At 71.0% G+C, this 22,137-nt stretch carries 21 protein-coding genes; 5 read left to right on the forward strand and 16 right to left on the reverse strand.

Going from position 1 to position 22,137, the window contains the following annotated elements; all coding sequences use genetic code 11:
* Nucleotides 1-34: 34 nt before the first annotated feature.
* A complete protein-coding gene (locus P1K89_RS07610) occupies nt 35-1,327 on the reverse strand; it encodes a glutamate carboxypeptidase (RefSeq protein ID WP_284615777.1) in 1,293 nt (430 codons plus the stop codon).
* A 106-nt stretch (nt 1,328-1,433) separates the two neighbouring features.
* Here P1K89_RS07610 and P1K89_RS07615 point away from each other — a divergent pair, with 106 nt between their 5' ends.
* A complete protein-coding gene (locus P1K89_RS07615; RefSeq protein WP_284615778.1) occupies nt 1,434-2,495 on the forward strand; it encodes a GlxA family transcriptional regulator in 1,062 nt (353 codons plus the stop codon).
* Nucleotides 2,496-2,497: 2 nt separating this feature from the next.
* Here the strand turns inward: P1K89_RS07615 and P1K89_RS07620 are convergent, their stop codons facing one another.
* On the reverse strand, nt 2,498-3,418 hold the full coding sequence (locus P1K89_RS07620) for a LysR family transcriptional regulator (protein WP_284615779.1): 921 nt from the start codon (nt 3,416-3,418) through the stop codon (nt 2,498-2,500).
* Between the two features lie 83 nt (nt 3,419-3,501).
* On the opposite strand from P1K89_RS07620, the gene lysA reads away from it, so the two are divergent.
* Complete coding sequence (lysA, locus tag P1K89_RS07625) at nt 3,502-4,737, forward strand: diaminopimelate decarboxylase (protein WP_284615780.1); 1,236 nt, start codon at nt 3,502-3,504, stop codon at nt 4,735-4,737.
* A gap of 37 nt (nt 4,738-4,774) precedes the next feature.
* Here lysA and P1K89_RS07630 read toward each other — a convergent pair whose 3' ends face one another.
* A complete protein-coding gene (locus P1K89_RS07630; protein ID WP_284615781.1) occupies nt 4,775-5,578 on the reverse strand; it encodes a sterol desaturase family protein in 804 nt (267 codons plus the stop codon).
* 13 nt (nt 5,579-5,591) lie between these two features.
* Complete coding sequence (locus P1K89_RS07635; RefSeq protein ID WP_284615782.1) at nt 5,592-5,771, reverse strand: PEP-CTERM sorting domain-containing protein; 180 nt, start codon at nt 5,769-5,771, stop codon at nt 5,592-5,594.
* Nucleotides 5,772-5,964: 193 nt separating this feature from the next.
* On the opposite strand from P1K89_RS07635, the gene P1K89_RS07640 reads away from it, so the two are divergent.
* Nucleotides 5,965-7,827, forward strand: a complete 1,863-nt coding sequence (locus tag P1K89_RS07640; RefSeq protein WP_284615783.1) for an ABC transporter ATP-binding protein — start codon at nt 5,965-5,967, stop codon at nt 7,825-7,827.
* A gap of 61 nt (nt 7,828-7,888) precedes the next feature.
* On the opposite strand, the gene P1K89_RS07645 is transcribed toward P1K89_RS07640, so the two are convergent.
* From P1K89_RS07645 to tal, 10 genes are all read right to left on the reverse strand, one after another.
* A complete protein-coding gene (locus tag P1K89_RS07645; RefSeq protein ID WP_284615784.1) occupies nt 7,889-9,130 on the reverse strand; it encodes an OmpA family protein in 1,242 nt (413 codons plus the stop codon).
* Nucleotides 9,127-10,884, reverse strand: a complete 1,758-nt coding sequence (locus tag P1K89_RS07650) for a serine/threonine protein kinase (protein ID WP_284615785.1) — start codon at nt 10,882-10,884, stop codon at nt 9,127-9,129. The genes P1K89_RS07645 and P1K89_RS07650 overlap by 4 nt, the downstream gene beginning before the upstream one ends.
* Before the next feature lie 42 nt (nt 10,885-10,926).
* Nucleotides 10,927-11,562, reverse strand: coding sequence for a TetR/AcrR family transcriptional regulator (locus tag P1K89_RS07655; RefSeq protein WP_284615786.1), 636 nt, complete (start codon nt 11,560-11,562; stop codon nt 10,927-10,929).
* Nucleotides 11,559-12,557 (reverse strand): ABC transporter substrate-binding protein, encoded by a 999-nt coding sequence (locus P1K89_RS07660; protein ID WP_284615787.1) that lies wholly within the window; start codon nt 12,555-12,557, stop codon nt 11,559-11,561. Before P1K89_RS07660 ends, P1K89_RS07655 begins: the two co-directional genes overlap by 4 nt.
* Before the next feature lie 78 nt (nt 12,558-12,635).
* A complete protein-coding gene (locus tag P1K89_RS07665) occupies nt 12,636-13,574 on the reverse strand; it encodes an ABC transporter permease (protein ID WP_284615788.1) in 939 nt (312 codons plus the stop codon).
* Nucleotides 13,571-14,443: an ABC transporter permease gene (locus tag P1K89_RS07670; RefSeq protein WP_284615789.1), complete on the reverse strand. Its 873-nt coding sequence runs from the start codon at nt 14,441-14,443 to the stop codon at nt 13,571-13,573. Before P1K89_RS07670 ends, P1K89_RS07665 begins: the two co-directional genes overlap by 4 nt.
* Nucleotides 14,433-15,293, reverse strand: coding sequence for an ABC transporter ATP-binding protein (locus P1K89_RS07675; protein ID WP_284615790.1), 861 nt, complete (start codon nt 15,291-15,293; stop codon nt 14,433-14,435). Before P1K89_RS07675 ends, P1K89_RS07670 begins: the two co-directional genes overlap by 11 nt.
* 183 nt (nt 15,294-15,476) lie before the next feature.
* Nucleotides 15,477-16,097, reverse strand: coding sequence for an HAD family hydrolase (locus P1K89_RS07680; protein ID WP_284615791.1), 621 nt, complete (start codon nt 16,095-16,097; stop codon nt 15,477-15,479).
* The gene (pgi, locus tag P1K89_RS07685) at nt 16,094-17,689 is read right to left on the reverse strand and encodes a glucose-6-phosphate isomerase (RefSeq protein WP_284615792.1); all 1,596 of its coding nucleotides are present in this window, start codon (nt 17,687-17,689) and stop codon (nt 16,094-16,096) included. Before pgi ends, P1K89_RS07680 begins: the two co-directional genes overlap by 4 nt.
* The gene (tal, locus tag P1K89_RS07690) at nt 17,686-18,636 is read right to left on the reverse strand and encodes a transaldolase (protein ID WP_284615793.1); all 951 of its coding nucleotides are present in this window, start codon (nt 18,634-18,636) and stop codon (nt 17,686-17,688) included. Before tal ends, pgi begins: the two co-directional genes overlap by 4 nt.
* Nucleotides 18,637-18,829: 193 nt before the next feature.
* On the opposite strand from tal, the gene zwf reads away from it, so the two are divergent.
* Both zwf and P1K89_RS07700 read left to right on the forward strand, forming a co-directional pair.
* On the forward strand, nt 18,830-20,275 hold the full coding sequence (gene zwf, locus P1K89_RS07695) for a glucose-6-phosphate dehydrogenase (protein WP_284615794.1): 1,446 nt from the start codon (nt 18,830-18,832) through the stop codon (nt 20,273-20,275).
* Between the two features lie 44 nt (nt 20,276-20,319).
* Complete coding sequence (locus P1K89_RS07700; RefSeq protein ID WP_284616334.1) at nt 20,320-21,186, forward strand: MurR/RpiR family transcriptional regulator; 867 nt, start codon at nt 20,320-20,322, stop codon at nt 21,184-21,186.
* 45 nt (nt 21,187-21,231) lie between these two features.
* Here the strand turns inward: P1K89_RS07700 and P1K89_RS07705 are convergent, their stop codons facing one another.
* Together P1K89_RS07705 and P1K89_RS07710 are read right to left on the reverse strand one after the other, a co-directional pair.
* Nucleotides 21,232-21,492: an STAS domain-containing protein gene (locus tag P1K89_RS07705; RefSeq protein ID WP_284615795.1), complete on the reverse strand. Its 261-nt coding sequence runs from the start codon at nt 21,490-21,492 to the stop codon at nt 21,232-21,234.
* Nucleotides 21,493-21,505: 13 nt separating this feature from the next.
* The gene (locus tag P1K89_RS07710) at nt 21,506-22,129 is read right to left on the reverse strand and encodes an MlaC/ttg2D family ABC transporter substrate-binding protein (protein ID WP_284615796.1); all 624 of its coding nucleotides are present in this window, start codon (nt 22,127-22,129) and stop codon (nt 21,506-21,508) included.
* Nucleotides 22,130-22,137 lie beyond the last annotated feature (8 nt).

Consider the following 22,137-nt stretch of genomic DNA (forward strand, 5'->3'; position numbering starts at 1 on the left):
GGGGCGCCTCCGGCCTGCCGTCGCCGATCGCGGATTATTGACGGGGCAGCGTGAGTCCCGGCACGCGGCCGGCCCCGATGTCGACCATCAGCCGCGTCGCCAGGTACAGCCGGGGTGCGATCGAATCGATCTCGATGTACTCGTCGCGCGCGTGGTAGCCGAAGCCGGCGAGGCCGAAGCTCTCCAGCACCACCGCCTTGCCCGAACGGCTCGCGAAGCCGGCATCGGTGCCACCGCCGGTGGTCGGCACCAGCGCCAGCGGGCGGCCGTCGAGCTCCTTGTAGATGGTCTGCGCATGGCGCGCGAGCGCGTGGCCGCCCTCGGTCGCCACATAGGGCGGCCGGCCGACCACCAGTGTCGCGGTGGTCTGCGTATCGGGCACCAGCTTGTTGGCGATCCTGGCGTTCAGCGCCGCCTGCAGGCGCGGCAGGCCATCCGCCACCGTGACCCGCACGTCGCCGATCGCCGAGGCCGCCTCGGGGATCTGGTTGCGGACTTCGCCGGCCTTCGCGGTGGTCCAGTTCAGCTGCGTACCGGGCACCTCCTTCGCGACGTCGCGGGTCTGCAGCAGCTGGTGCGACAGCTCGATCAGCGCGTTGCGCCCGAGGTCGGGCGCCGCGCCGGCATGCGATGCACGGCCCTTGACCTCGAGCTGAGCGGTCGCGGTGCCGCTGGCGGCCAGCAACAGGCCCTCCGCCTTGATCACCGCCTTGGCCGGGCTCGGCTCGAAGGACAGCACGACGTCGTGCTCGGCGGCGAGCGCCGCGATCAGCTCGCCCGAACCGGTCGAGCCGATCTCCTCGTCGGCATTCAGCAGCACGGTGATGCGGCGGTAGTCGGTCCAGCCGGCGTCCTTCAGCAGCGCCAGCGCGTGCAGGATCACTGCGACGCCGCCCTTGTCGTCGGCAATGCCGGGACCGTAAAGCCGGTTGCCATCGCGGCGCAACGGCTGCGTCGCGAGGATGCCCGGCTGGTAGACGGTGTCCATGTGCGCCAGCAGCAGGATGCGGCGCTGGCCGCTGCCGTCGAAGCTGGCCTTGACGATCGGACCGTTGGGCGCTGTCGTGCCCTTCAGCCGTTCGACCTGGCCGCCGAGCGACTGCAGCCGCTGCTGTGCAAGGTCGGCGAGCCGGTTCAAGCCGTCGAGCTGCTGGCTGCCGGACTCGATCTGCACCAGGTCCTCCAGCGTGCGGATGACGGCCGGCTCGGCGGCGCGGCTGGCGGCCTGCAACGCGGCATTCGATGCGGCCGAGGCCGGGGCGACGGAAGCAAACAGGCTGAGGCAGGCAACGAGCGTCCCTGCACTCACCGGACGGTAAGCGCTCATGGCAATCGACGGGAGGAGTGGCGACGGCGGCCAGTCTAGGCAGCGTCGCCGCGCTGCGGGCATGCCAATATCGCCAACCGGCTTGCCGATTCCGCCACGCTACGACATGTCGACGACCGCCCCTGCCGCGCCCGAACCCCTGCTCGACGTGCGCCTGCTGTGGCTGGCCGACGCGATGCCCGGCAGCCTGTTCGCCGCGATCGACGTGCTGCGCACCGCGCTGACGCTGCACCGGCTGCGCCGCCCGCAAGACGATCCGCCGCTGCGCTGGCGCGTGATCGGCGCCAACGGGCGCGGCATCGCGCACCCCTTCGGATCGACCGACACCGGCGCGGCGCGCCGGCGGCGCGCGACGCAGGCCCTGGTGGTCGTGCCGGGCTTCGTCGTCGACGACGCGCCGCATCTCGGCGAGATCGTCGCGCGCAGCGGCACGGCGCTGAAGCTGCTGCAGCAGCACACGGCCGACGGCGGCTGGATCGCGGCGTGCTCGACCGGGCTCGTGCTGCCATTGCAGCTGGGCCTGCTCGACGGCGAACGCATCGCGGCGCCGTGGCCGTTCCAGAGCTGGCTGGCGCGGGCCCATCCGCGCGCCGACTTCGGCAGCACGGAGGCGCTGTTCCAGCGCGCAACGGTCTTCGGCTGCGTCGCGCCGGCGCTGGTCAGCGAACTGATGCTGCGCACGCTGGGCCAGCTGCTCGATCCCGACCTCGCGCAGGCCTGCGCGCAGGTGCTGCTGCACCAGCCCGAGCGACAGCGCATCGCGCCAACGCTGGTGCAGCGGCGCTGGCTGGCGCGCACCTCGGACAGCCCGGTGGTGCGGGCGCAGCAGTGGCTGGAGCAGCACCTCGAACAGCCCTACCGCCTGAAAGACCTGGCCATCGCCGCCGCCTCGAGCGAACGCACGCTGCTGCGCCACTTCCGGCTGGCGACGGGCCGCACGCCGCTCGAGCATCTGCACCAGCTGCGCATCGAGCGTGCGAAGTTGCTGCTGGAGACCACGCTGCATAGCATCGACGCGATCGCCGAGGCCTGCGGCTATGCCGACACCGCCTCGATGCGGCGCCTGTTCCAGCGCGTGACCGGGCAGACGATGTCGGCCTGGCGCGAACGCCACGCGCTGCGCTCGCGGCGGCCGCACTGGCGCGTGCGGCGCGCGGCGCAGGCTTGAGTTCAGGCCGCCTGCGCCGCTTTCAGCCGCCGCTTCACCGCGGTCGCCGCATCGCGCAATGCCCCGGTGAAGGCCTCGCGCAGCGGGCTCGGCGGCCGCAGTTCGGGGCTGGCGAGACCGACATGGAAGGGCACGCGCATCGCCAGCGGCCGGATGTGCAGGTCCGGGCCGGCCAGCTCCAGCGCGGTCAGCGGGTTGACGATCGCCAGCCCGAGGCCCTGCCGCACCAGCGCACAGACGGTGACCGCACTGCCCGCCTCCAGCGCGCCGGCGCGCTGCACGCGCTGCGCCTCGAACAGCGCGTCGATCTGCTGGCGGTAGGGGTCGTCGGCCGCCAGGTGCACGAAGGGCTGGCCGGCGAAGTCGGTGGGCCTCAGCACCCGGCGGGCCAGCAGCGCATGGCCGGCCGGCAGCACCGCGACCTCGTCCACCTGCAGCAGCGGCAGCAGCGTCGTGCCGGGCGGCGCTTCATGGCGTTCGGTCAGGCCGAGGTCGTGGCGCTGTTCGGTCAGGCGCGTCTCCAGCAGCGGCGACTCCAGCGGCGTGATGACCACGCTGGCCTGGCCGTGCGCGGCGACGAAGCGCCGCACCGCTTCCGGCAGCAGCGCATGCGCCAGCGCCGGCAGGCAGGCGATCTCCAGCCGGCCGGCAGCAAACTGGCGCAGCGACGCGGCGGTCGACGCGATGCGCTCCAGGCCGACGTACGAACGCTCGACCTCGTCGCGCAGCGCCAATGCGCGCACCGTGGGCCGCAGGCGGCCGCGCACGCGGTCGAAGAGGTTCATCTGCAGAACCTGCTCGAGGCGGGCGAGCTCGCGGCTGACGGTCGGCTGCGAGCTATGCAGCAGCTCCGCCGCCCGCGTGACGCTGCCCGACAGCATCAGCGCGCGGAACACCTCGACATGGCGGTGCGTCAGCTTCATCGCTCATCCATATCCGAACTGAATCGATGCGCGACGATACGCTATTGGACTGAATGACCCGGACCGGCCATCATGCGGCCACCATGAACCCGTTCGCTCCCGCCCTGCTCCGCTCCCTCGCCCGCACCCACGGCACGCCGCTGTGGGTCTACGACGCGGCCACCATCCGCGCGCGCATCGCCGAGCTGCGCCGCTTCGACACCATCCGCTACGCGCAGAAGGCGAATTCCAACCTGCAGCTGCTGACGCTGATGCGCGACGAAGGCGTGCTCGTCGACGCGGTGTCGCTGGGCGAAATCGAGCGGGCGCTGGCCGCCGGCTTCCGGCCTGGCAGCGACGATCGCTCGCCGATCGTCTTCACCGCCGACGTGATCGACCGCGCGACGCTCGCCAAGGTGGTGGCCGAGCGCATCCCCGTCAACGCCGGCTCGGTCGACATGCTGCACCAGCTCGGCGCCGCGGCGCCCGGCCACCCGGTGTGGCTGCGCATCAACCCGGGCTTCGGCCACGGACACAGCAACAAGACCAATACCGGCGGCGAGCACAGCAAGCACGGCATCTGGCACACCGACCTGCCCCAGGCGCTGGCCGCGCTGCGCCAGCACGGGCTGACGCTGATCGGCCTGCACATGCACATCGGCTCCGGCGTCGACTACCACCACCTGCAGCAGGTGTGCGACGCGATGGTCGACATGGTGGCGCGGCTGGGGCAGCCGGTCGACGCGATCTCCGCCGGCGGCGGGCTGTCGATCCCCTACCGCGCCGGCGAGCCGCGCATCGACACCGCGCACTACCACGCGCTGTGGGACGCCGCGCGCCAGCGCATCCAGGCCGCGCAGGGCGGCCGGCCGGTGCACCTGGAGATCGAGCCCGGCCGCTTCCTCGTCGCCGAGGCCGGCGTGCTGCTGGCCGAGGTGCGCGCCACCAAGACCATGGGCACGCGTTTCTTCGCGCTGGTCGATGCCGGCTTCAACGAGCTGGTGCGGCCGTCGATGTACGGCAGCCACCACGGCATCGAGCTGCTGGCGGCCGACGAGTCGCCGCGTGCGACGCGGCCCACCGTCGTCGCCGGGCCGCTGTGCGAATCCGGCGACGTCTTCACGCAGGGCGAAGGTGGCATCGTGCTGTCGCGCGAGCTGCCCGAGGCGCGTGTCGGCGACCTGCTGGTGTTCCACGACGCCGGGGCCTACGGCGCGTCGATGTCGAGCAACTACAACTCGCGGCCGCTGACGGCCGAGGTGCTGGTGGATGGGGACGACGTGCGCCTGATCCGCCGCCGCCAGACGATCGCCGAGCTGCTGGCGCTGGAGCAGTTCTAGGCGGCGACGGCCGGCGCCGAGCCGCCTCGGCACGCGCTCAGCGCCGCAGCGGCATCACGAGCAGCCGCGCCAGCCCGAGCCGGCGCGGCTCGCGCTCCTCGGCCAGGCCGATCTGCATGCCCGTCGCACCGCCGTCGGCCTGCTCGCGGCAGCAGCCGGCGAGGCGGTCCCACACACACAGCACCGAGCCGTAGTTCGACATCGATTCCTCGAGCCGGGCCGAGTGGTGCACACGATGCAGGTCCGGCGTGACGACCACGCGCCGCACCAGCCCGTCCCATCGGGCGGGCAGCCCGACGTTGCCGTGCGCGAAGTAGCCGTGCGCGATCGTCAGCACATCCGACAGCAGCACCGCGATCGGCGGCAGGCCGAGCAGGCCGATCGCGAGCACCAGCACCCCTTGCGTCAGCAGCGCCTCCAGCGGATGGAAGCGCAGGCCGATCGTGCAGTCGTAGTCGAGGTCGCTGTGGTGCACGCGGTGCAGCCGCCACAGCAGCGGCCAGCGGTGCAGCGCGCGGTGCAGCGCCCAGCGCAGCGCATCGAGCCCCAGCATCGCGGCCGGTACCGCGAGCCACGCGGGCGCGTCGACCAGGTTCAGCAGCCCGAAGCCGCGCTGCTGCGCCAGCAGCGCGGCACCGAAGCCCAGCAGCGGCAGCACCAGGTGCATCGCCGTCTGGTTGATGAACGACAGCGCGATGTTGGTGAACCAGCGCGCCGCCAGCCGCGACTCGCCGCCGCGGCGCAGCGGGCGCCAGGTCTCCCACAGCGCCACCGCGCCGAAGCCGCCGAGGAAGGCGGCCAGGTACAGCGTGCCGGCGCGACCGATCAGCCAGTCCGCCATCGCCGATGGCCGCTCACTTCCGGCGATTGCGGATCGTGACGATCGCCGCGGCCAGCGCGGCGATGCCGATCAGCGCCCAGCTCTCGGGCTCGGGCAGCGGCTGCGTCGAGGTGGCGAAGGCGCTGCCGACCGGCAGCGAGGCCAGCAGGACGGCCAGGGTCTTGCGCCAGCGGCGCAGCGGGGAGAACGACATCGCAAGCTCCTTCGGAACGTCGGGAGGCCTGCAGCCTAGGGGGAGCCCCACGCGCTCGTCAAACCCCGGACGCGGGGAAATCAACCAATGAAACGCACCGGTGCCGGCATGTTTCAGCCGCGTCGAAGACCGGGCGCGATGTGTCCCACGTCACAACGCGGCCATCGGTGCTTGCACTACCCTCGCCCGCCTCATGTTCACCTGGTTCGAACGCTTCGTCGACCCGTATCCGGTCGACACGCCCGGCACGCCGCCGAAGGGGTTCTTCCCCTTCCTGTGGGCCTGCACGCAGGGCCTGCGCCGCTACATCGCCGCGATGACGCTGTTCACCGCGGCGATCGGCGTGTTCGAGGCGCTGCTGTTCAGCATGCTCGGCAACATCGTCGACTGGCTCAGCGCGGTGCCCGCGCAGCGGCTGTGGCAGGACGAGAAGCCGCGCCTGCTGGCGCTGGCCGCGGTGCTGGCCGGCAGCATGGGACTGGTCGCGCTGCAGTCGATGTTCAAGCAGCAGGCGCTGGCCGGCAACTTCCCGATGCGGCTGCGCTGGAACTTCCACCGGCTGATGCTCGGCCAGAGCATGAGCTTCTACCAGGACGAGTTCGCCGGTCGCGTCGCCGCGAAGGTGATGCAGACCGCGCTCGCGGTGCGCGACACCTGGATGACGGTGTGCGACATCCTGGTCTTCATCATCATCTACTTCGTCACGCTGGTCGCGGTGGTGGGCAGCTTCAACGCCTGGATGCTGGCACCACTGCTGGGCTGGCTGGCGCTGTACCTGGTGACCCTGCGCTGGTTCGTGCCGCGGCTCGCGCGCGTCGCGAAGGCCCAGGCCGACGCGCGCTCGCTGATGACCGGCCGCATCACCGACGCCTACACCAACATCGCCACGGTCAAGCTGTTCGCGCATGCGCAGCGCGAAGCCGGCCATGCGCGCGGCGCGATGCAGGAGTTCCTCGGCACGGTGCACTCGCAGATGCGGCTGGTCACCGGCTTCGAGATCGTGATCCACGCATTGAGCATGGTGCTGATCGCGGCCACCGCCGGTGTCGCGCTGGCGCTGTGGATGCAGGGCCAGGTCGGCCTGGGCGCCGTCGCCGCGGCCACCGCGATGGCGCTGCGGCTGAACGGCATCTCGCACTGGATCATGTGGGAGATGGCCACGCTGTTCGAGGACATCGGCACCGTGCAGGACGGCATCACGACCTTGGCGCGGCCGCAGGCGGTCGTCGACGCGGCGGACGCCAGGCCGCTGCAGGTCACGCACGGGGAAGTGCGCTTCGACGACGTCACCTTCGCCTACGGCGGGCCGAAGCCGGTGATCGAGCACTTCAACCTGCGCATCGAGCCCGGCGAGAAGATCGGCCTCGTCGGCCGCTCGGGCGCCGGCAAGAGCACGATCGTCAACCTGCTGCTGCGCTTCTACGACGTCGAGGCCGGCCGCGTGCTGATCGACGGCCAGGACGTCGCGCACGTCACGCAGGACAGCCTGCGCGCGCAGGTCGGCATGGTCACGCAGGACACCTCGCTGCTGCACCGCTCGGTGCGCGACAACATCCTCTACGGCCGGCCGGGGGCGAGCGATGCGCAGATGGTCGCCGCCGCGAAGCGCGCCGAGGCGCACGAGTTCATCGAGACGCTGACCGACCCGGCGCTGCGCCGGGGCTACGACGCGCACGTCGGCGAGCGCGGCGTGAAGCTGTCGGGCGGCCAGCGCCAGCGCATCGCGATCGCCCGCGTGATGCTCAAGGACGCGCCCATCCTGCTGCTGGACGAGGCCACCAGCGCGCTCGACAGCGAGGTCGAGTCGGCGATCCAGGCCAGTCTCTACCGGCTGATGGAAGGCAAGACCGTCGTCGCGATCGCGCACCGGCTGTCGACCATCGCCGCGATGGACCGGCTGGTGGTGATGGACCGCGGCCGCATCGTCGAGGAAGGCGACCACCGCACGCTGCTGGCGCGCGGCGGCCTCTATGCGCGGCTGTGGGCGCACCAGAGCGGCGGCTTCCTGGCCGACGCGCTCGATGAGGACGACGACGAGGCGGTCGCCGCGAAGTGATGTGCCGCGACGTGGTGCGCCGCGAAAGGGGTGCGCCGCGGGCCTCAGCCCCGCGGCCGGATCAGCACTGGTTGATCTTGAACTCGACACGCCGGTCGAGCGAGTCGCTCGCGTCGTCGGTGCCGGTGCCGATCAGGTTCTCGCGGTAGCCGACGCCGCTGGACTTCATCTTGCCGGCCAGCGCCGGCGCTTCGCTCTCCAGCCGCTTCTGGATGAAGGCCGCGCGCTGCGCCGAGAGCCGGTCGTTGAACGACTCCGAGCCGGTGCGGCTGGTATGGCCGACGACTTCCATGCAGACGTTCGAGCCGGCGGCCTGCCTGGCGATCTGCCGCAGCCAGACCGTGTACGGCCCGCTGATCTTCTGGTCGGACCAGAACTCGGTGCCGCCGGGGTTGAACAGGAACTTGACGCCCAGCGTGCGCGTCGCGAGGCCCAGCGCGACGACCTTGCCGAAGGCCTGCTCGGCCTCGGCGACGTTGCCGAGCTTCCAGTTCGTCAGGTAGACGCCGTTCAGCGACCGCATCTGCTCGCCGGCCGGCGTCGTCAGGGCGCTGCGGTACAGGCCCAGCGCCTCCGGGTAGCGCTCGTTGTTGTATAGCGTCGTCGCCTCCTGGATCATCGCCGCGGCCGCGACGCGTTCGAGGTAGGCCTTGTCGGCCGGCTGGCCCGGCGCAGCCTGCGCGGTGCGCATGTAGCCTTCGACGACGTGGTCCTTCAGCATCAGCACCGGCGTGTCGCGGTAGTACGGCGTCGGCGTGGTGTCGAAGCCCCCGTCGGCGGCGCGCGACGACGACTGCGCGACCACCTGGCCGCTCTTCATGTCCGTCAGCGACAGGTGGATCTGGTACGGGCCCTTGCCGGCATCGATGCGGGTGATCGTGCCGACCGCGAGGTACTGCGCCCGCCCGAGGCTCTGCTGCGCGAAAGGCAGCACGTCGAGGTGCGCATGCGTGCGCAGGCGGTCGTTGACCTTCTGGTCGAACTGCCGCGTCAGCGCGGTCTGCTGGCCCGACGCGGCATCGAGCGACGGGTCCATCAGCACCGGCATCTTCGCGGGCGCCTTGTTGTCGATCTTCGCGATCACGCCGGCCAGGCCGGTGGCCTGCGCGGGCTTGACCTGCGCGGCCAGCGCATCGGTGGCGACGGCGATCGCCTGGTCGAGCGGCAGGTCCTGCACGCTCGCGCGCTGCACCGGTGGCGGCGGCGGGGTCTGGCAGCCGGCGGCCAGCAGGGCGGCCAGGGTGACGGCCGTGAACAGGACGTGGCGGTGGCTGCGTCGCGGGGTCGGGTGGCGCCGATTCATCTTCCGCACTCCTCTTTGAGAATGCGCCGGTCGGCGGCCGTCAAGGTCTCGCCGATCGAGACGCGCTGGATGATTTCCGCACAGCGGGCATTCGACGAAATTCTAGGCTCGGCCGGTGCCGGCGCGGGTGCCGCAGCCGGGGGCTTGACGGACTCGGTGCGCCGTTGCGCGGGCGGCTTCGCCGCGGACGCCGCGCGCGAGGCGGCGGGAGCGGGTGCCGGCACCGGCGTCGGAAGGGGCGCAGGCGCTGGTGCGGGCGTGGGGACCGGCGTCACCGGGACGGGGGCCGGCGCAGGCGCAGGGATCGGTGCCGGCATCGGCGCGGGCGGTGGTGGTGCCGGTCGTGGGGCTGGCTGCAGTGCCGGCTCGGGCGCCGGCATCGGCGCGGGCGGCGGCTCCGGTTGCGGCACAGGCGCCGACGGTTGCGGAGCGGGCGCGGCCGGCTCGACCGCGGACGCCGGCGCCTGCGGCAGCGGGGGCGCAGCGTCCGGTGCCGGTGCAGGGGCCACCAGCCACCACAGCAGGCCCAGCATGCCGACGACCGCAGCGCCGCCACCGATCAGCAGCCGCGGCGACGGGGCGGCACGCCGCACCGCCGTGCCGGCGGCCGCAGGCGGCTGCGCGGGCCGCGGTGCCGGCGGCGGCGCCTTCGCCGCCTGCTTCGGCAGCGTCGGCATCGGCACCGGTGGCAGCACGGGCTTGGGCGCCAGCGGCACCGGCGGCTCGGTGAACACCGGCCGAGGCGAACGCGGCGGCAACGACAGCGGCGCGGTCTCCTGCTCGCGGTCGATGTCGATCAGCTCGCGCAGCGCGGCGATCGACTGCGGCCGCTCGTCGGGGTGCAGCGCCAGCATGCGGTCGATGGCGCGCAGCAGCCGGTCGCTGTAGCGGCCGCGCGCGCGCAGCACCAGCGGCTCGTAGTCGTCGCGCATCATGCGCGCGACCGCCGGCCGCGGCACCACGCCGGTGATCGCGGTGTGCAGCACCGCGCCCAGCGCGTAGATGTCGGTCCACGGGCCCTGCGTGACGCCGGGCATGTCGCCGTACTGCTCGATCGGCGCGTAGCCAGGCTTCAGGATCACCGTGACCGCCTTGGTCATGTCGCCGATCACCCGGCGCGCGGCGCCGAAGTCCAGCAGCAGCGGCCGGCCGTCGTCGATCAGCAGGATGTTGTCGGGCGCGATGTCGCGGTGGTAGCAGGAGGCCTCGTGCAGGTACTGCAGCGCGTCGAGCAGCGGCGCCAGCAGGTCGCGCAGCCAAGTCTCGTCGGGCGGCCCGCTCATCTCGGCCAGCGCCTGCTTCAGCGTGATGCCCTCGTAGTACGGCATCACCATGTAGGCCGTGCCGTGGGCCTGCCAGAAGCGGTGCACCTTGATCAGCGCCGGATGGTCGAAGCGCGCCAGCAGCTTCGCTTCATTGATGAAGCTGCGCAGCCCGGCCTCGAAGCTCTCTTCGTAGCGCTCGGACTTGACCTCGACCTGCATGCCGTGCGACCGCCAGGCCAGCGACGCCGGCATGTACTCCTTGATCGCCAGGCGGCGCTGCAGCGAGTGGTCCCACGCGAGGTAGACGATGCCGAAACCGCCTTCGCCGAGCACGCCGCCGATCTCGTACTCGTCCAGGCGCTGGCCGGCCGCCAGCCGGTTGCCCACCGTGACGGTGGCCGCCGCGCCAAGATCGACGTCGGGCAGCACCGCCCGCGTCGCCGGCGTGGGCGACGGCTCGTCGCTCGGCGGCGGGGCGCCGGCGTTCATCGAGGCGGCAGGGAGGTCAGGGAGATCACCCCCCGGAGTGTCTCAAAGCCCGCAGCCGCGCAGGATCAGGCTGACCACGTGATCGGCCGCGCGGGCCTGGTCGCGCGCACCCAGCGACTGCTTGCCGAGCACCGCGCGCACCTGCTCGTCGAAGTCGGCATAGGTCTGCGTCGCGGCCCAGATCGTGAAGAACAGGTGCGTGGTGTCGACGGCGGCCATGCGGCCGTCGGCGATCCAGCCGTCGAGCACCGCGGCCTTTCGCTTGACCAGCGTGCGCAGCTCGCCGCGCAGCAGCTCGCCGAGCACCGGCGCGCCATGCAGCACCTCGTTGGCGAAGACGCGCGACGCATCGGGCCGCTGCACCGACATCGCCATCTTGGCGCGGATGTAGCTTTCCAGCGCCGCGCGCGGCTCGGCGCCGGGCTCGAGGCTGTCCATCGGCACCAGCCAGTCGTGCAGCGTGCGGGCCAGCACCGCGCGGTAGAGGTCCTGCTTGCTGCCGAAGTAGTACAGCAGGTTGGCCTTCGGCAGCCCGGCTTCGTCGGCGATCTGCCCGAGCGTCGCGCCGTTGAAGCCGGCGCGGGCGAACACGCGCTCGCCCGCGCCGAGGATCAGCTCCTCGTTGGCCTGCCGGATCTGGCCCTTGGCAACCGCACCGTTGTCCGGCGGGGGACTCACTTCTGCGCGGCTTCCCAGACGGCGTGCGTCATCGCGGCCTTGCCCGGGTCCTTCTTGATCACCGGCGAGCTGCCGCCGGTCAGCAGCACCTTCACCGTGCGCTCGTAGGCCGCGGGCTCCAGGTAGCCGATCTTCTTCGTGCCGGCGGTGCTGATCAGCGTCGCGATGTTCTTCATCTGGCGCGTCTGTACGGCCAAGGTCGCGCTGCCCGACGGGTCGGCGGCGACGACGATCTTCGCGGCTTCCTCGGGGTTCTTCACCGCGTCGTTCCAGCCCTTGAAAGTGGCCTTCAGGAACTTGGCCATGCGGGCGACGAAGGCCGGGTCCTTCAGCTTCGGCTCGAGCACGTAGAGGCCGTCCTCCAGCGACGCGACGCCTTCCTTCTCGTAGAAGAAGGTGATCAGGTCGCTCTCCTTGACGCCGGCATCGACGACCTGCCAGTACTCGTTGTAGATCATCGTCGAGATGCACGCGGCCTGGTTCTGCAGCAGCGGGTCGACGTTGAAGCCCTGCTTGAGCACCTTGACGTCGGCGTCCGGCTTGTAGCCCAGCTTGGCCATCCAGTTCAGGAACGGGTACTCGTTGCCGCCGAACCAGACGCCCAGCGTCTTGCCCTTGAAGTCCTTCGGGCTGGCGACGCCGCTGGCCTTCTTGCAGGTCAGCATCAGGCCGGACTTGTCGAAGATCTGCGCGATGTTGACCAGCGGCACGCCGGCTTCGCGCGCGGCGAGCGCATCGGGCATCCAGTTGACGACGACGTCGGCCTGGTTGCCGGCGATCACCTGCACCGGCGACACGTCCGGGCCGCCCGGCTTGATCGTCACGTCCAGGCCCTCGGCCTTGTAGTAGCCCTTGGCCTGCGCGACGTAATAACCCGCGAACTGCGCCTGCGGCACCCACTTCATCTGCACCGTCAGCTTCTCGGCGGCCATCGCGCCGACGCTGCAGGCCGCGGCCGAGGCCAGCAGCGCCAGCTTGATCAAGCGTGTCTTCATCGTGTGCTCCTTGGGTTGCGTGTGAATGCCGGCCCGCTCCAGATCGGTCCGGTGGACGAGGAAATCATCATGCACAAGTCATGCGGTCGCGCGCACCGACGGGTGCCAGAACGCCACCTTGCGCTCGAGCTGCACCAGCAGCGCGTAGGCGATCGAGCCGGTGACCGCGGCGACGACGATCGCGCTCCACACCAGCGCCATGTTCATCTTCGCGGCCTCGGTGCTGATGCGGAAGCCCAGGCCGACGGTCGGCGAGCCGAAGAACTCGGCGACGATCGCGCCGATCAGCGCCAGGGTCGCGTTGACCTTCAGCGCGCCGAAGATGAAGGGCATCGCGGCGGGCAGGCGCAGGTCGAGCAGGGTGCGGCCGTAACTGGCGGCGTAGGTCTGCATCAGCTCGCGCTCGAGCCGGCCGGCGGCCTGCAGGCCGGCCAGCGTGGACACCAGCATCGGGAAGAAGGTCATCAGCACGACGACGGCGGCCTTGCTGGGCCATTCGAAGCCGAACCACATCACCGCGATCGGCGCGACGGCCACCAGCGGCACCGTGCTGGTCAGCGAGGCCAGCGGCAGCAGCCCGCGCTGCAGGAAGGGCGCGCGGTCGATCGCCACGCCGACGCCGAAGCCGAGCGCGCAGCCCAGGGCCCAGCCGACCACCACCGCCTTGAGCACGGTCTGCACGAAGTCCCCGGCCAGCACGTCCCAGCGGTCGACCAGCATCCGCAGCACGAAGGACGGCGCCGGCAGCAGCACGCGCGGCACCTCGTAGAGCGTGACGCCGACTTCCCAGAAGGAGGCCACCCACAGGCCGAAGAGCGCGGCGGTCAGCGTGCCGTAGAAGCGGCGGCCATCGAGCGCGGCGACGCGGCGCACGCTCCAGAGCGCGAGCGCCAACACGGCCAGCAGCGCCGGCGTCATCCACGCCGCGCGCGGTTCACCTTCGACCGGCACCACCGACCACAGACCGATCGCCGCCAGCACGGCGATGACGACGGCGAGCAGCGCGCGGCCGATCACGAGGCCCTCCGCCGCAGCACCAGCTTCTCGACGCCGGCCACCGCCGCCGTCAAACCCAGGCCCAGCAGCGCCGACATCACCAGGGCCGACCAGATCGCCACCGTGTTGCCGTAGTACGAGCCGGTGAGCAGGCGCGCGCCGAGGCCGGCCTGCGCGCCGGTGGGCAACTCGGCGACCATCGCGCCGACGAGCCCCGCGGCGATCGCCACCCGCAGCGACGGGAACAGGAAGGGCAGCGCCGACGGCATCCGCAGCAGCCAGAAGGCCTGGTGGCGCGACGCGGCGTAGGTGTGCAGCAGCTCGGTCTCGATGCGCTGCGGCGAACGCAGGCCCTGCACCATCGCCACCGTCACCGGGAAGAAGCACAGGTACATCGCGATCGTCGCCTTCGGCGCCACGCCCGAGAAACCCAGGCTGCCGAGGATCACCAGCACGATCGGCGCGATCGCCAGCACCGGCACGGTCTGCGACGCGACGATCCACGGCAGCAGCGCGCGGTCGAGCGTGCGCGAGTGCACGATGGCCGCCGCCAGCACGATGCCGAGCAGGGTGCCCAGCACGAAGCCGACCAGCGTCGATTCGGCCGTCACCGCGACGTGGTACAGCAGGTTGCGCGGCGAATCCAGCGGCCAGTCGACGAGGCTGTGCCACAGGTCGATGACCACCTGGTGCGGCGACGGCAGCACCGGCCGCTGCATATTCCAGGTCGTCGTGATCAGTTCGCCCGTCGTGTAGGCGCCCTTCGGCGCCAGCACGCGCTCAATCGCACCCGCCGAGTTCAGGCCGATCGCGCCGAGGTACCACAGCAGCAGCACGGCCGCGAGCACGGCCGCGATCGGCAACGCGTGCTGGCGCGGGTCAGCTTTCATCGTCGGCGCCGTGGCCTGCTGCCAGGCCCTCGCGCACTTCATGGGCCAGCGCCATGAACTCGGGCGAGTCGCGCAGGTCGAGCGTGCGGGCGTCCGGCAGCGTCGACGGAATGACCTTCAGGATGCGTCCCGGTCGCGGCGACATCACGACGATGCGCGTCGACAGGTAGACGGCCTCGGCGATCGAGTGCGTCACGAAGACCACGGTGCGGCGCTCGCGCTGCCACAGCTGCTGCAGCTGCTCGTTGAGGCGGTCGCGCGTGATCTCGTCGAGCGCGCCGAAGGGCTCGTCCATCATCAGCAGCTTCGGCTCGAAGCCCAGCGCGCGCGCGATCGATACGCGCTGCTGCATGCCGCCCGACAGCTGCCACGGGTACTTGCGTTCGAAGCCGGTCAGGCTGACCCGTGCAAGCTGCTCGCGTGCGATGGCTTCGGCCTCGGCCTTCGCGCGGCCCTGGATCTGCAGCGGCAGCATCACGTTGGCCAGCACCGTGCGCCAGGGGAACAGCGCCGGCGCCTGGAAGACGTAGCCGTAGGCGCGTGCCAGGCGCGCTTCGCGCGGCGTCATGCCATTGACCAGCACCTCGCCGGCCGTGATGGGTTCCAGGTCGGCGATCACGCGCAGCAGCGTCGTCTTGCCGCAGCCGGACGGCCCGATCAGCGACACGAACTCGCCCTGGGCGATCGCGAGGTCGACCTCGTGCAGCGCGCGCACCGGCGCGTCCGCTGAGGGATAGACGACGCTGGCGCGGCGCACGTCGACGGCGATGTCGGCAGCGGCAGGAACGGCGCCGGTGGCCGGCGCAGAGACACCGGAAGGCAGGCCTTGCAGCCGGTCGGGAGCATTCATCGTCGGGGATGGCGCGTACGGGACAGCACGCGCGGAGGGACTCGGGGACTTGACCGATTGGTCAGCTTATTGTGGCGGACGTAGCCAGATTTGTGCCACGCCGCGGGGCCCCCGCGACCCCCGGATCAACCCCCATAAGCCCGGGACGGGGGCGCCGCGCACCGGCGCGGCGCACCTCGCGCTTCAGGCGCCGGCCCAGCCCAGCTCGCGCAGCTCGCGCTCGGCGCGTGCCGCGTCGGTGAAGTGCAGCGCGCGCCAGCCGGCCGCGCGGGCGGCGTGGATGTTGGGCGGATGGTCGTCGAGGAAGACCAGCTCGTCGGGCGCCGCGCCGAAGCGCTCGGCGGCGAGCGCGAAGATCGCCGCATCGGGCTTGGCCTGCCGCACGCGGCCGGAGAACACGCCCGACTGGAACCAGCCGACGAAGGCATGCGTGCGCTCCAGGTGGTCGGCGAAGGGCGCGGGCATGTTCGACAGGTAGTACAACGGCACGCCACTGGTGCGCAGGCGATCGAGCAGCGCGACGGTGGCGTCGATCGGCTGCAGCACCTCGGGCACCGCATCGACGATGGCCTGGGCTTCATCCGTGCTCAGGTCGGTGCGCAGCGCCAGCCTGGCGACGAGCTCCTCGGCACCGAGCAGGCCCTTGTCGAAGTCGCCCCAGTCGCCGCCGTAGCCTTGGAACACCTCGCTCACCCAATGGGCGGCGCTGGTGTCGTCGACGGCGCGTGTGGGCAGCACGCGCTTGAGCAGCTCGGCCGGCTGCCATTGGAAGAGCACGCCGCCGAAGTCGAAGACGAGCTTCATCGCGTCAGGTGGTGGAGCAGGCCGGCGGTCGAGCCGTCGAGTCCGCTGGCATCGCCGCTGGTGATGCGCGGCAGCAGGTTGTTGCACAGCGCCTTGCCGAGCTCGACGCCCCACTGGTCGAAGCTGTTGATGCCCCAGGTCGCACCGCTGGTGAAGACGCGGTGCTCGTACATCGCGATCAACGCGCCGAGCGCACGCGGCGTCAGCTGGTCGAGCACCAGCGTCGTGCTCGGCCGGTTGCCGGGGAAGCTGCGGTGGCGTGCGAGCACCTCGCGGTCGAGGTCGGGCGATGCGGTCGGCGCCTTCTCGCCCAGCGCCGCTTCGGCGCACTTGCCGAGCATCAGCGCCTGGCCCTGCGCGAGGCAGTTGGCCAGCGCCTTCGCATGCAGGTCGGCGTGCTCGTGGGTCGGCCGCTTCACCGCGATGAACTCCACCGGCACCACTTCGGTCCCCTGGTGCAGCATCTGGAAGTAGGCATGCTGGCCGTTGGTGCCGGGCTCGCCCCAGACCACCGGGCTGGTGTGATAGGGCAACGGCTGGCCGTCGAGGTCGACGCACTTGCCGTTCGATTCCATCTCCAGCTGCTGCAGGTAGGCCGGCAGGCGCTTGAGCCCCTGGTGGTAGGGCGCCACCGAACGGCTGCCGAAGCGATGGAAGTTGCGGTACCAGACGTCGAGCAGGCCCAGCAGCGCCGGCAGGTTGTGCTCCAGCGGCGTCTCGGCGAAATGCCGGTCCATCGCGTGCGCACCCGCGAGCAGCGCGCGGAAGTGGTCGGCGCCGATGGCGATCGCGATGGGCAGGCCGATCGCGCTCCACAGCGAATAGCGGCCGCCGACCCAGTCCCAGAAGCCGAAGGTGGTGTGGATGCCGAACTCGGCCGCGGCGGCGAGGTTCGTCGTCGCGCCGACGAAGTGGCGCGCGATGTCGGCTTCGGTCTGCCCCTGGGCCAGGAACCACGCCCGCGCGACGCCGGCGTTGGCCATCGTCTCCTGCGTCGTGAAGGTCTTGCTGGCGACGATGAAGAGCGTGCGCCGTGCGTCGAGGCGCTTGAGCACCGGCGCGATGTCGTGGCCATCGACGTTGCTGACGAAGTGGCAGTGCAGCCCCGGCTGGCCGTAGGCCTCGAGCGCCGGCACGACCATCTGGGGCCCGAGGTCCGAGCCGCCGATGCCGATGTTGACGACGTCGGTGATGCCGCTGCTCGCCGTGTCGCGCACCCGCTCGGCGAAGGCCAGCATGCGGTCGAGCACCTCGTGCACCTCGTCGCCGTGCGGCGCGGCGCCCTTGGGCGCGCGCAGCGCGGTGTGCAGCACCGCGCGGCCCTCGGTCGTATTGATCGGCTCGCCCGCGAACATCGCGTCGCGCCGCGCTTCCAGGCCGCACTCGCGCGCCAGCTCGACCAGCAGCCGGCGCGTCGCGAGGTCCCAGCGGTTCTTCGACAGGTCGGCGAAGACCTCGGGCGCCTGCAGCGAGAAGGCGCCGAAACGCTGCGGGTCGCGCACGAAGGCCTCGCGCAGGTCGAAATCGCGGCCGTGGGCCTCGTAGTGGCCCTGCAGCGCCGTCCAGGCGACCGTGGCGTCGCACCGCATCATCGCTGCGCCTCGATCATCGCGTCGAGCTTCGCGGAGTCGGCCGCAAAGGCGCGGATGCCTTCAGCGAGTTTCTCGGTGGCCATCGCATCTTCGTTCAGCGCGTAGCGGAAGCCGGCTTCGTCGAAGCGCGCGGGCCTCAGGTCGGCGGCGCGGGCGGCGTCGGGATCGAGGCGGCGCTCGATGGGTGCGTCGCTCGCCTGCAGCTGCGCCAGCAGTTCCGGGCTGATGGTGAGCAGGTCGCAGCCGGCCAGCGCGAGGATCTGGCCGACGTTGCGGAAGCTCGCGCCCATCACCTGCGTCGGGATGCCGAAGTGCTTGTAGTGCCGGTAGATGCGCTCGACCGACTGCACGCCGGGGTCGTTGGCGCCGGCCATGGCCGCTTCGTTCCACTGCGCGCCCGCCTGCTTCCTGTACCAGTCGTAGATGCGGCCGACGAAGGGCGAGATCAGCCGCACGCCGGCCTCGCCGCAGGCCACCGCCTGGCAGAAGGAGAACAGCAGCGTCAGGTTGCAGCGGATGCCCTGGCGCTCGAGCACGCGGGCGGCCTGGATGCCCTCCCAGGTCGACGCGATCTTGATCAGCACGCGCTCGGCGCCGATGCCGGCGCGTTCGTAGAGCCCGATCAGCCGCTGCGCGCGCGCGATCGTCGCCGCGCTGTCGAAGGACAGGCGCGCATCGACCTCGGTCGACACGCGGCCGGGCACGTGCTTCAGGATCTCGAGGCCGAAGCGCACCAGCACCTCGTCGACGATCTCGTCGAGCGCGCGGCCGCGGTGCCCGGCCACGGTCTGCGCCAGCAGCGGCGCGTAGTCGGGCTGCTGCACGGCCTTCAGGATCAGCGACGGGTTGGTCGTCGCGTCCTGCGGTGCGAACTGCGCCAGTTGCTTGAAGTTGCCGGTGTCGGCGACGACGGTGGTGAAGGCCTTGAGCTGATCGAGCTGGTTCATCGCGGAGGTCTTTCGGTGAACCCGGATTAGACCGCGATGGCAGGGCCCCCGGTTTCCCAATCGGTTACAGCGCCGGTACCTCGCCTGCCCCGCCTCGATGCGCCCGCTTCGGCGGAAGCCGCGATTGACCCGTCCAAGAAACTAATGCATCATGAAAAAGGAAACAAAGTTACACCACCTCCCTCCCCCACCCATGTCCTTCGATCTCGTCTTCTTCGGCGGCACCGGCGACCTCACCTGGCGCAAGCTGATGCCCGCGCTGTTCCAGGCCTTCCGTCACGGCAAGCTGCCGCCGGGCGGCCGCATCCTCGCCGTGGCGCGCGACGAACGCAGCGACGACGAGTACCGCGCCTTCATCAAGGAGCGTTTCGTCGAGGTCGAGAGCGCCAAGCGCCCGAGCGACGAGGAGTTCGACCGCTTCGCGCAGCTGCTGCACTACCGGCGCATGGACCTGTCGAAGCCCGAGCACTACGCCGGGCTCAAGCAGTGGATCGACGACCGCGACGCCCACACCGTCGTGCTGTACCTGGCCACGGCGCCCTACCTGTTCCCGGTGATCTGCGAGCAGCTCGGCGCCGCCGGCCTCAATGGCCCGAACGTGCGCGTCGTGCTCGAGAAGCCGCTCGGCCACGACCTGGAGAGCGCGCAGCAGATCAACCGCGTCGTGCGCTCGGTATTCGCCGAGTCGCAGGCCTTCCGCATCGACCATTACCTCGGCAAGCCGAGCGTGCAGAACCTGATGGCGCTGCGCTTCGGCAATGCGCTGTTCGAGCCGCTGTGGCGGCGCGAGAGCATCGCCAACATCCAGATCACGCTGGCCGAGGAGCTCGGCGTCGGCACCCGCGGCGACTTCTACGACCAGACGGGTGCGCTGCGCGACATGATCCAGAACCATGCGCTGCAGCTGCTGACGATGATCGCGATGGAACCGCCGTCGACCAGCGATGCCGACGCGATCCGCGACGAGAAGCTCAAGGTGCTGAAGTCGCTGCGGCCGTTCACGCCGGAGCTCGTCGCGCGCGACGCGGTGCGCGGGCAGTACCGCGCCGGCTCGATCGCCGGCAAGCCGGCACCGGGTTACCTCGACGAGCAGAAGGTGCCTCCCGGCAGCACGATCGAGACCTTCGTCGCGCTGCGCACCGAGGTGCAGAACTGGCGCTGGGCCGGCGTGCCCTTCTACCTGCGCACCGGCAAGCGCCTGGCCGAACGGCTGGCGCAGATCGTCGTCAACTTCCGCCCGGTGCCGCACCCGATCTTCCCGGGCTCGGCGCGCGCGAACAAGCTGGTCATCAACCTGCAGCCCGAAGACGGCCTGGAGCTGCACCTGCTGGCGACCAAGGGCAGCGGCCAGGGCGAGCTGCTGGCGCCGGTGAAGCTGGACCTCGACTTCGACAAGGCCTTCCCGACCGAGCGCGTCGGCGCCTACGAGCGCCTGCTGCTCGATGCGATCGCCGGCCGGCTGAACCTCTTCGTTCGCAGCGACGAACAGGAGCAGGCCTGGCGCTGGGTCGAGCCGATCCTGCACGGCTGGAAGCAGGACCCGAACGGCCCGCGGCCCTATGCCGCCGGAACCTGGGGGCCGCCGGCGTCGAGCGCGATGGTCGCGCGCGACGGCTGCACGTGGGACGAGGAACAGTGACCGTCGCCGCCGCGGCGACGGTCCGGGAGCGCTGAACGATGTCGATGCTGGAGCGCGTGCGCGCGTCGATGCCGGCCTTGCCGCCGGCCGAACAACGGGTGGCGAAGCTGCTGCTGGCCGACCCGCGCAGTTTCGCCAGCCTGCCGGTCGGTGAGCTGGCGGAGCGCTCGCATGTCAGCAAGCCCACCGTCGTGCGCTTCTGCCGCAGCGTCGGCTACGACGGCCTGACCGATTTCAAGCACAAGCTCGCCGGCACGGTCAACGAAGGCGTGCCCTTCGTGCACCGCGCGGTCGACGAGGACGACAAGCCGGCCGAGCTGATCATCAAGGTGGTCGACAACGCGGTGGCCGCGCTGCTGAAGTACCGCAACGCGGCCGCCGGCCATGCGGTGGAGCGCGCGATCGAGGCGCTGGCCAATGCCGGCCGCGAGCACAAGCGCATCGAGTTCTACGGCGTCGGCAACTCGGGCATCGTCGCGCAGGACGCGCAGCACAAGTTCTTCCGCCTCGGCGTGAACACCATCGCCTGCAGCGACGGCCATGTGCAGGTGATGAGCGCGACGATGCTGCAGCCAGGCGACTGCGCGGTGATCATCAGCAACTCGGGCCGCAGCCGCGACCTGCTGGATGCCGCCGACATCGCGCGCCGCAAGGGCGCGACGGTGATCGTGATGACCGCCAGCGGGTCGCCGCTGGCGCAGTTCGCGCAGGCGCACGGCCACATCCTGCTGGCCGCCGACCATCCCGAGGATTTCGACCGCTACAGCCCGATGGTGTCGCGCCTGCTGCACCTGGTGATCATCGACATCCTGACCACCGGCGTCGCGCTGCGCCTGGGCAGCCACCTGCGGCCGATGCTGCAGGAGATCAAGCGCAACCTGCGCGCGAAGCGCTACACGCAGCCGGAGTGACGGCAGCGGCGGCGATGCCGCCCCGGTGGCCGCGCCTTTCGGACCCTAGGCGATCAGGCCGTCGACGCCGTACAGCTTCGCCAGCTGGCCCAGCTTCGGCGGCGCGCCGACCACCTGCAGCGTCTTGCCGGCCGCCTGCGCGGCGCGCCGGCATTCGAGCAGCACCGCGATCGCCGAGGTGTCGAGCGTCTGCAGCCCCGACGCGTCGAGCACCGGCTGGTCTTCCGCCGCCAGCGCAGCGACGAGCCGTTCGGCCTCGGCGCGGGCTTCGACGATCGTCAGGACCGCGGGCAGCGCGATGCTCATGCGGATCGGCCGGTCAGTTCTTCGGCGCCGCGGCGGTCGCCTTGTTCTTCTCGGTCAGGCGCGTGATCAGCCCGTCCATGCCACCAGCGCTCAGGTCCTTCGCGAACTGGCCCTTGTAGGCCTCGACCAGCCAGAAGCCGCCGACGTTGACGTCGTAGATCCTCCATGCGTCGCCGGCCTTCTCGACACGATAGTCGAGCTGGATCGGCTCGCCGCGGCCGCGCACCTCGGTGCGCACGACCGAATCGCCCTCGCCGCTGCCGCGCATCGGCTTGACGAGCACGGTCTGGTCCTTCACCTGCGTCAGCGCGCCGGCGTAGGTGTTGATCATCAGCGTCTTGAACTCCTCGAGCATGCGCTTCTGCTGCTCGGGGGTGGCGCTGCGCCACTGCGGGCCGACCGCCATCGAGGTCATGCGCTGGAAGTTCACATGCGGCATCACCTTCTGGTCGACCAGCGTGCGGATGCGCGACACGTCGCCCGCCTGGATGGCCTTGTCGGCCTTCACCGCGTCGATCACGTCGTTCGACACCTGCTTGACGAAAGCATCGGCGGCCACGGCTTCGGCACGGGCGGCGGGCACGGCCAGGGCGGCGGCCGTGAGGGCCAGTGCAGAAATCCAGGTACGTCGCAACATCAGTTCAT

Source organism: Aquabacterium humicola, assembly GCF_030167915.1.
GTDB classification, from domain to species: domain Bacteria; phylum Pseudomonadota; class Gammaproteobacteria; order Burkholderiales; family Burkholderiaceae_C; genus Pseudaquabacterium; species Pseudaquabacterium humicola.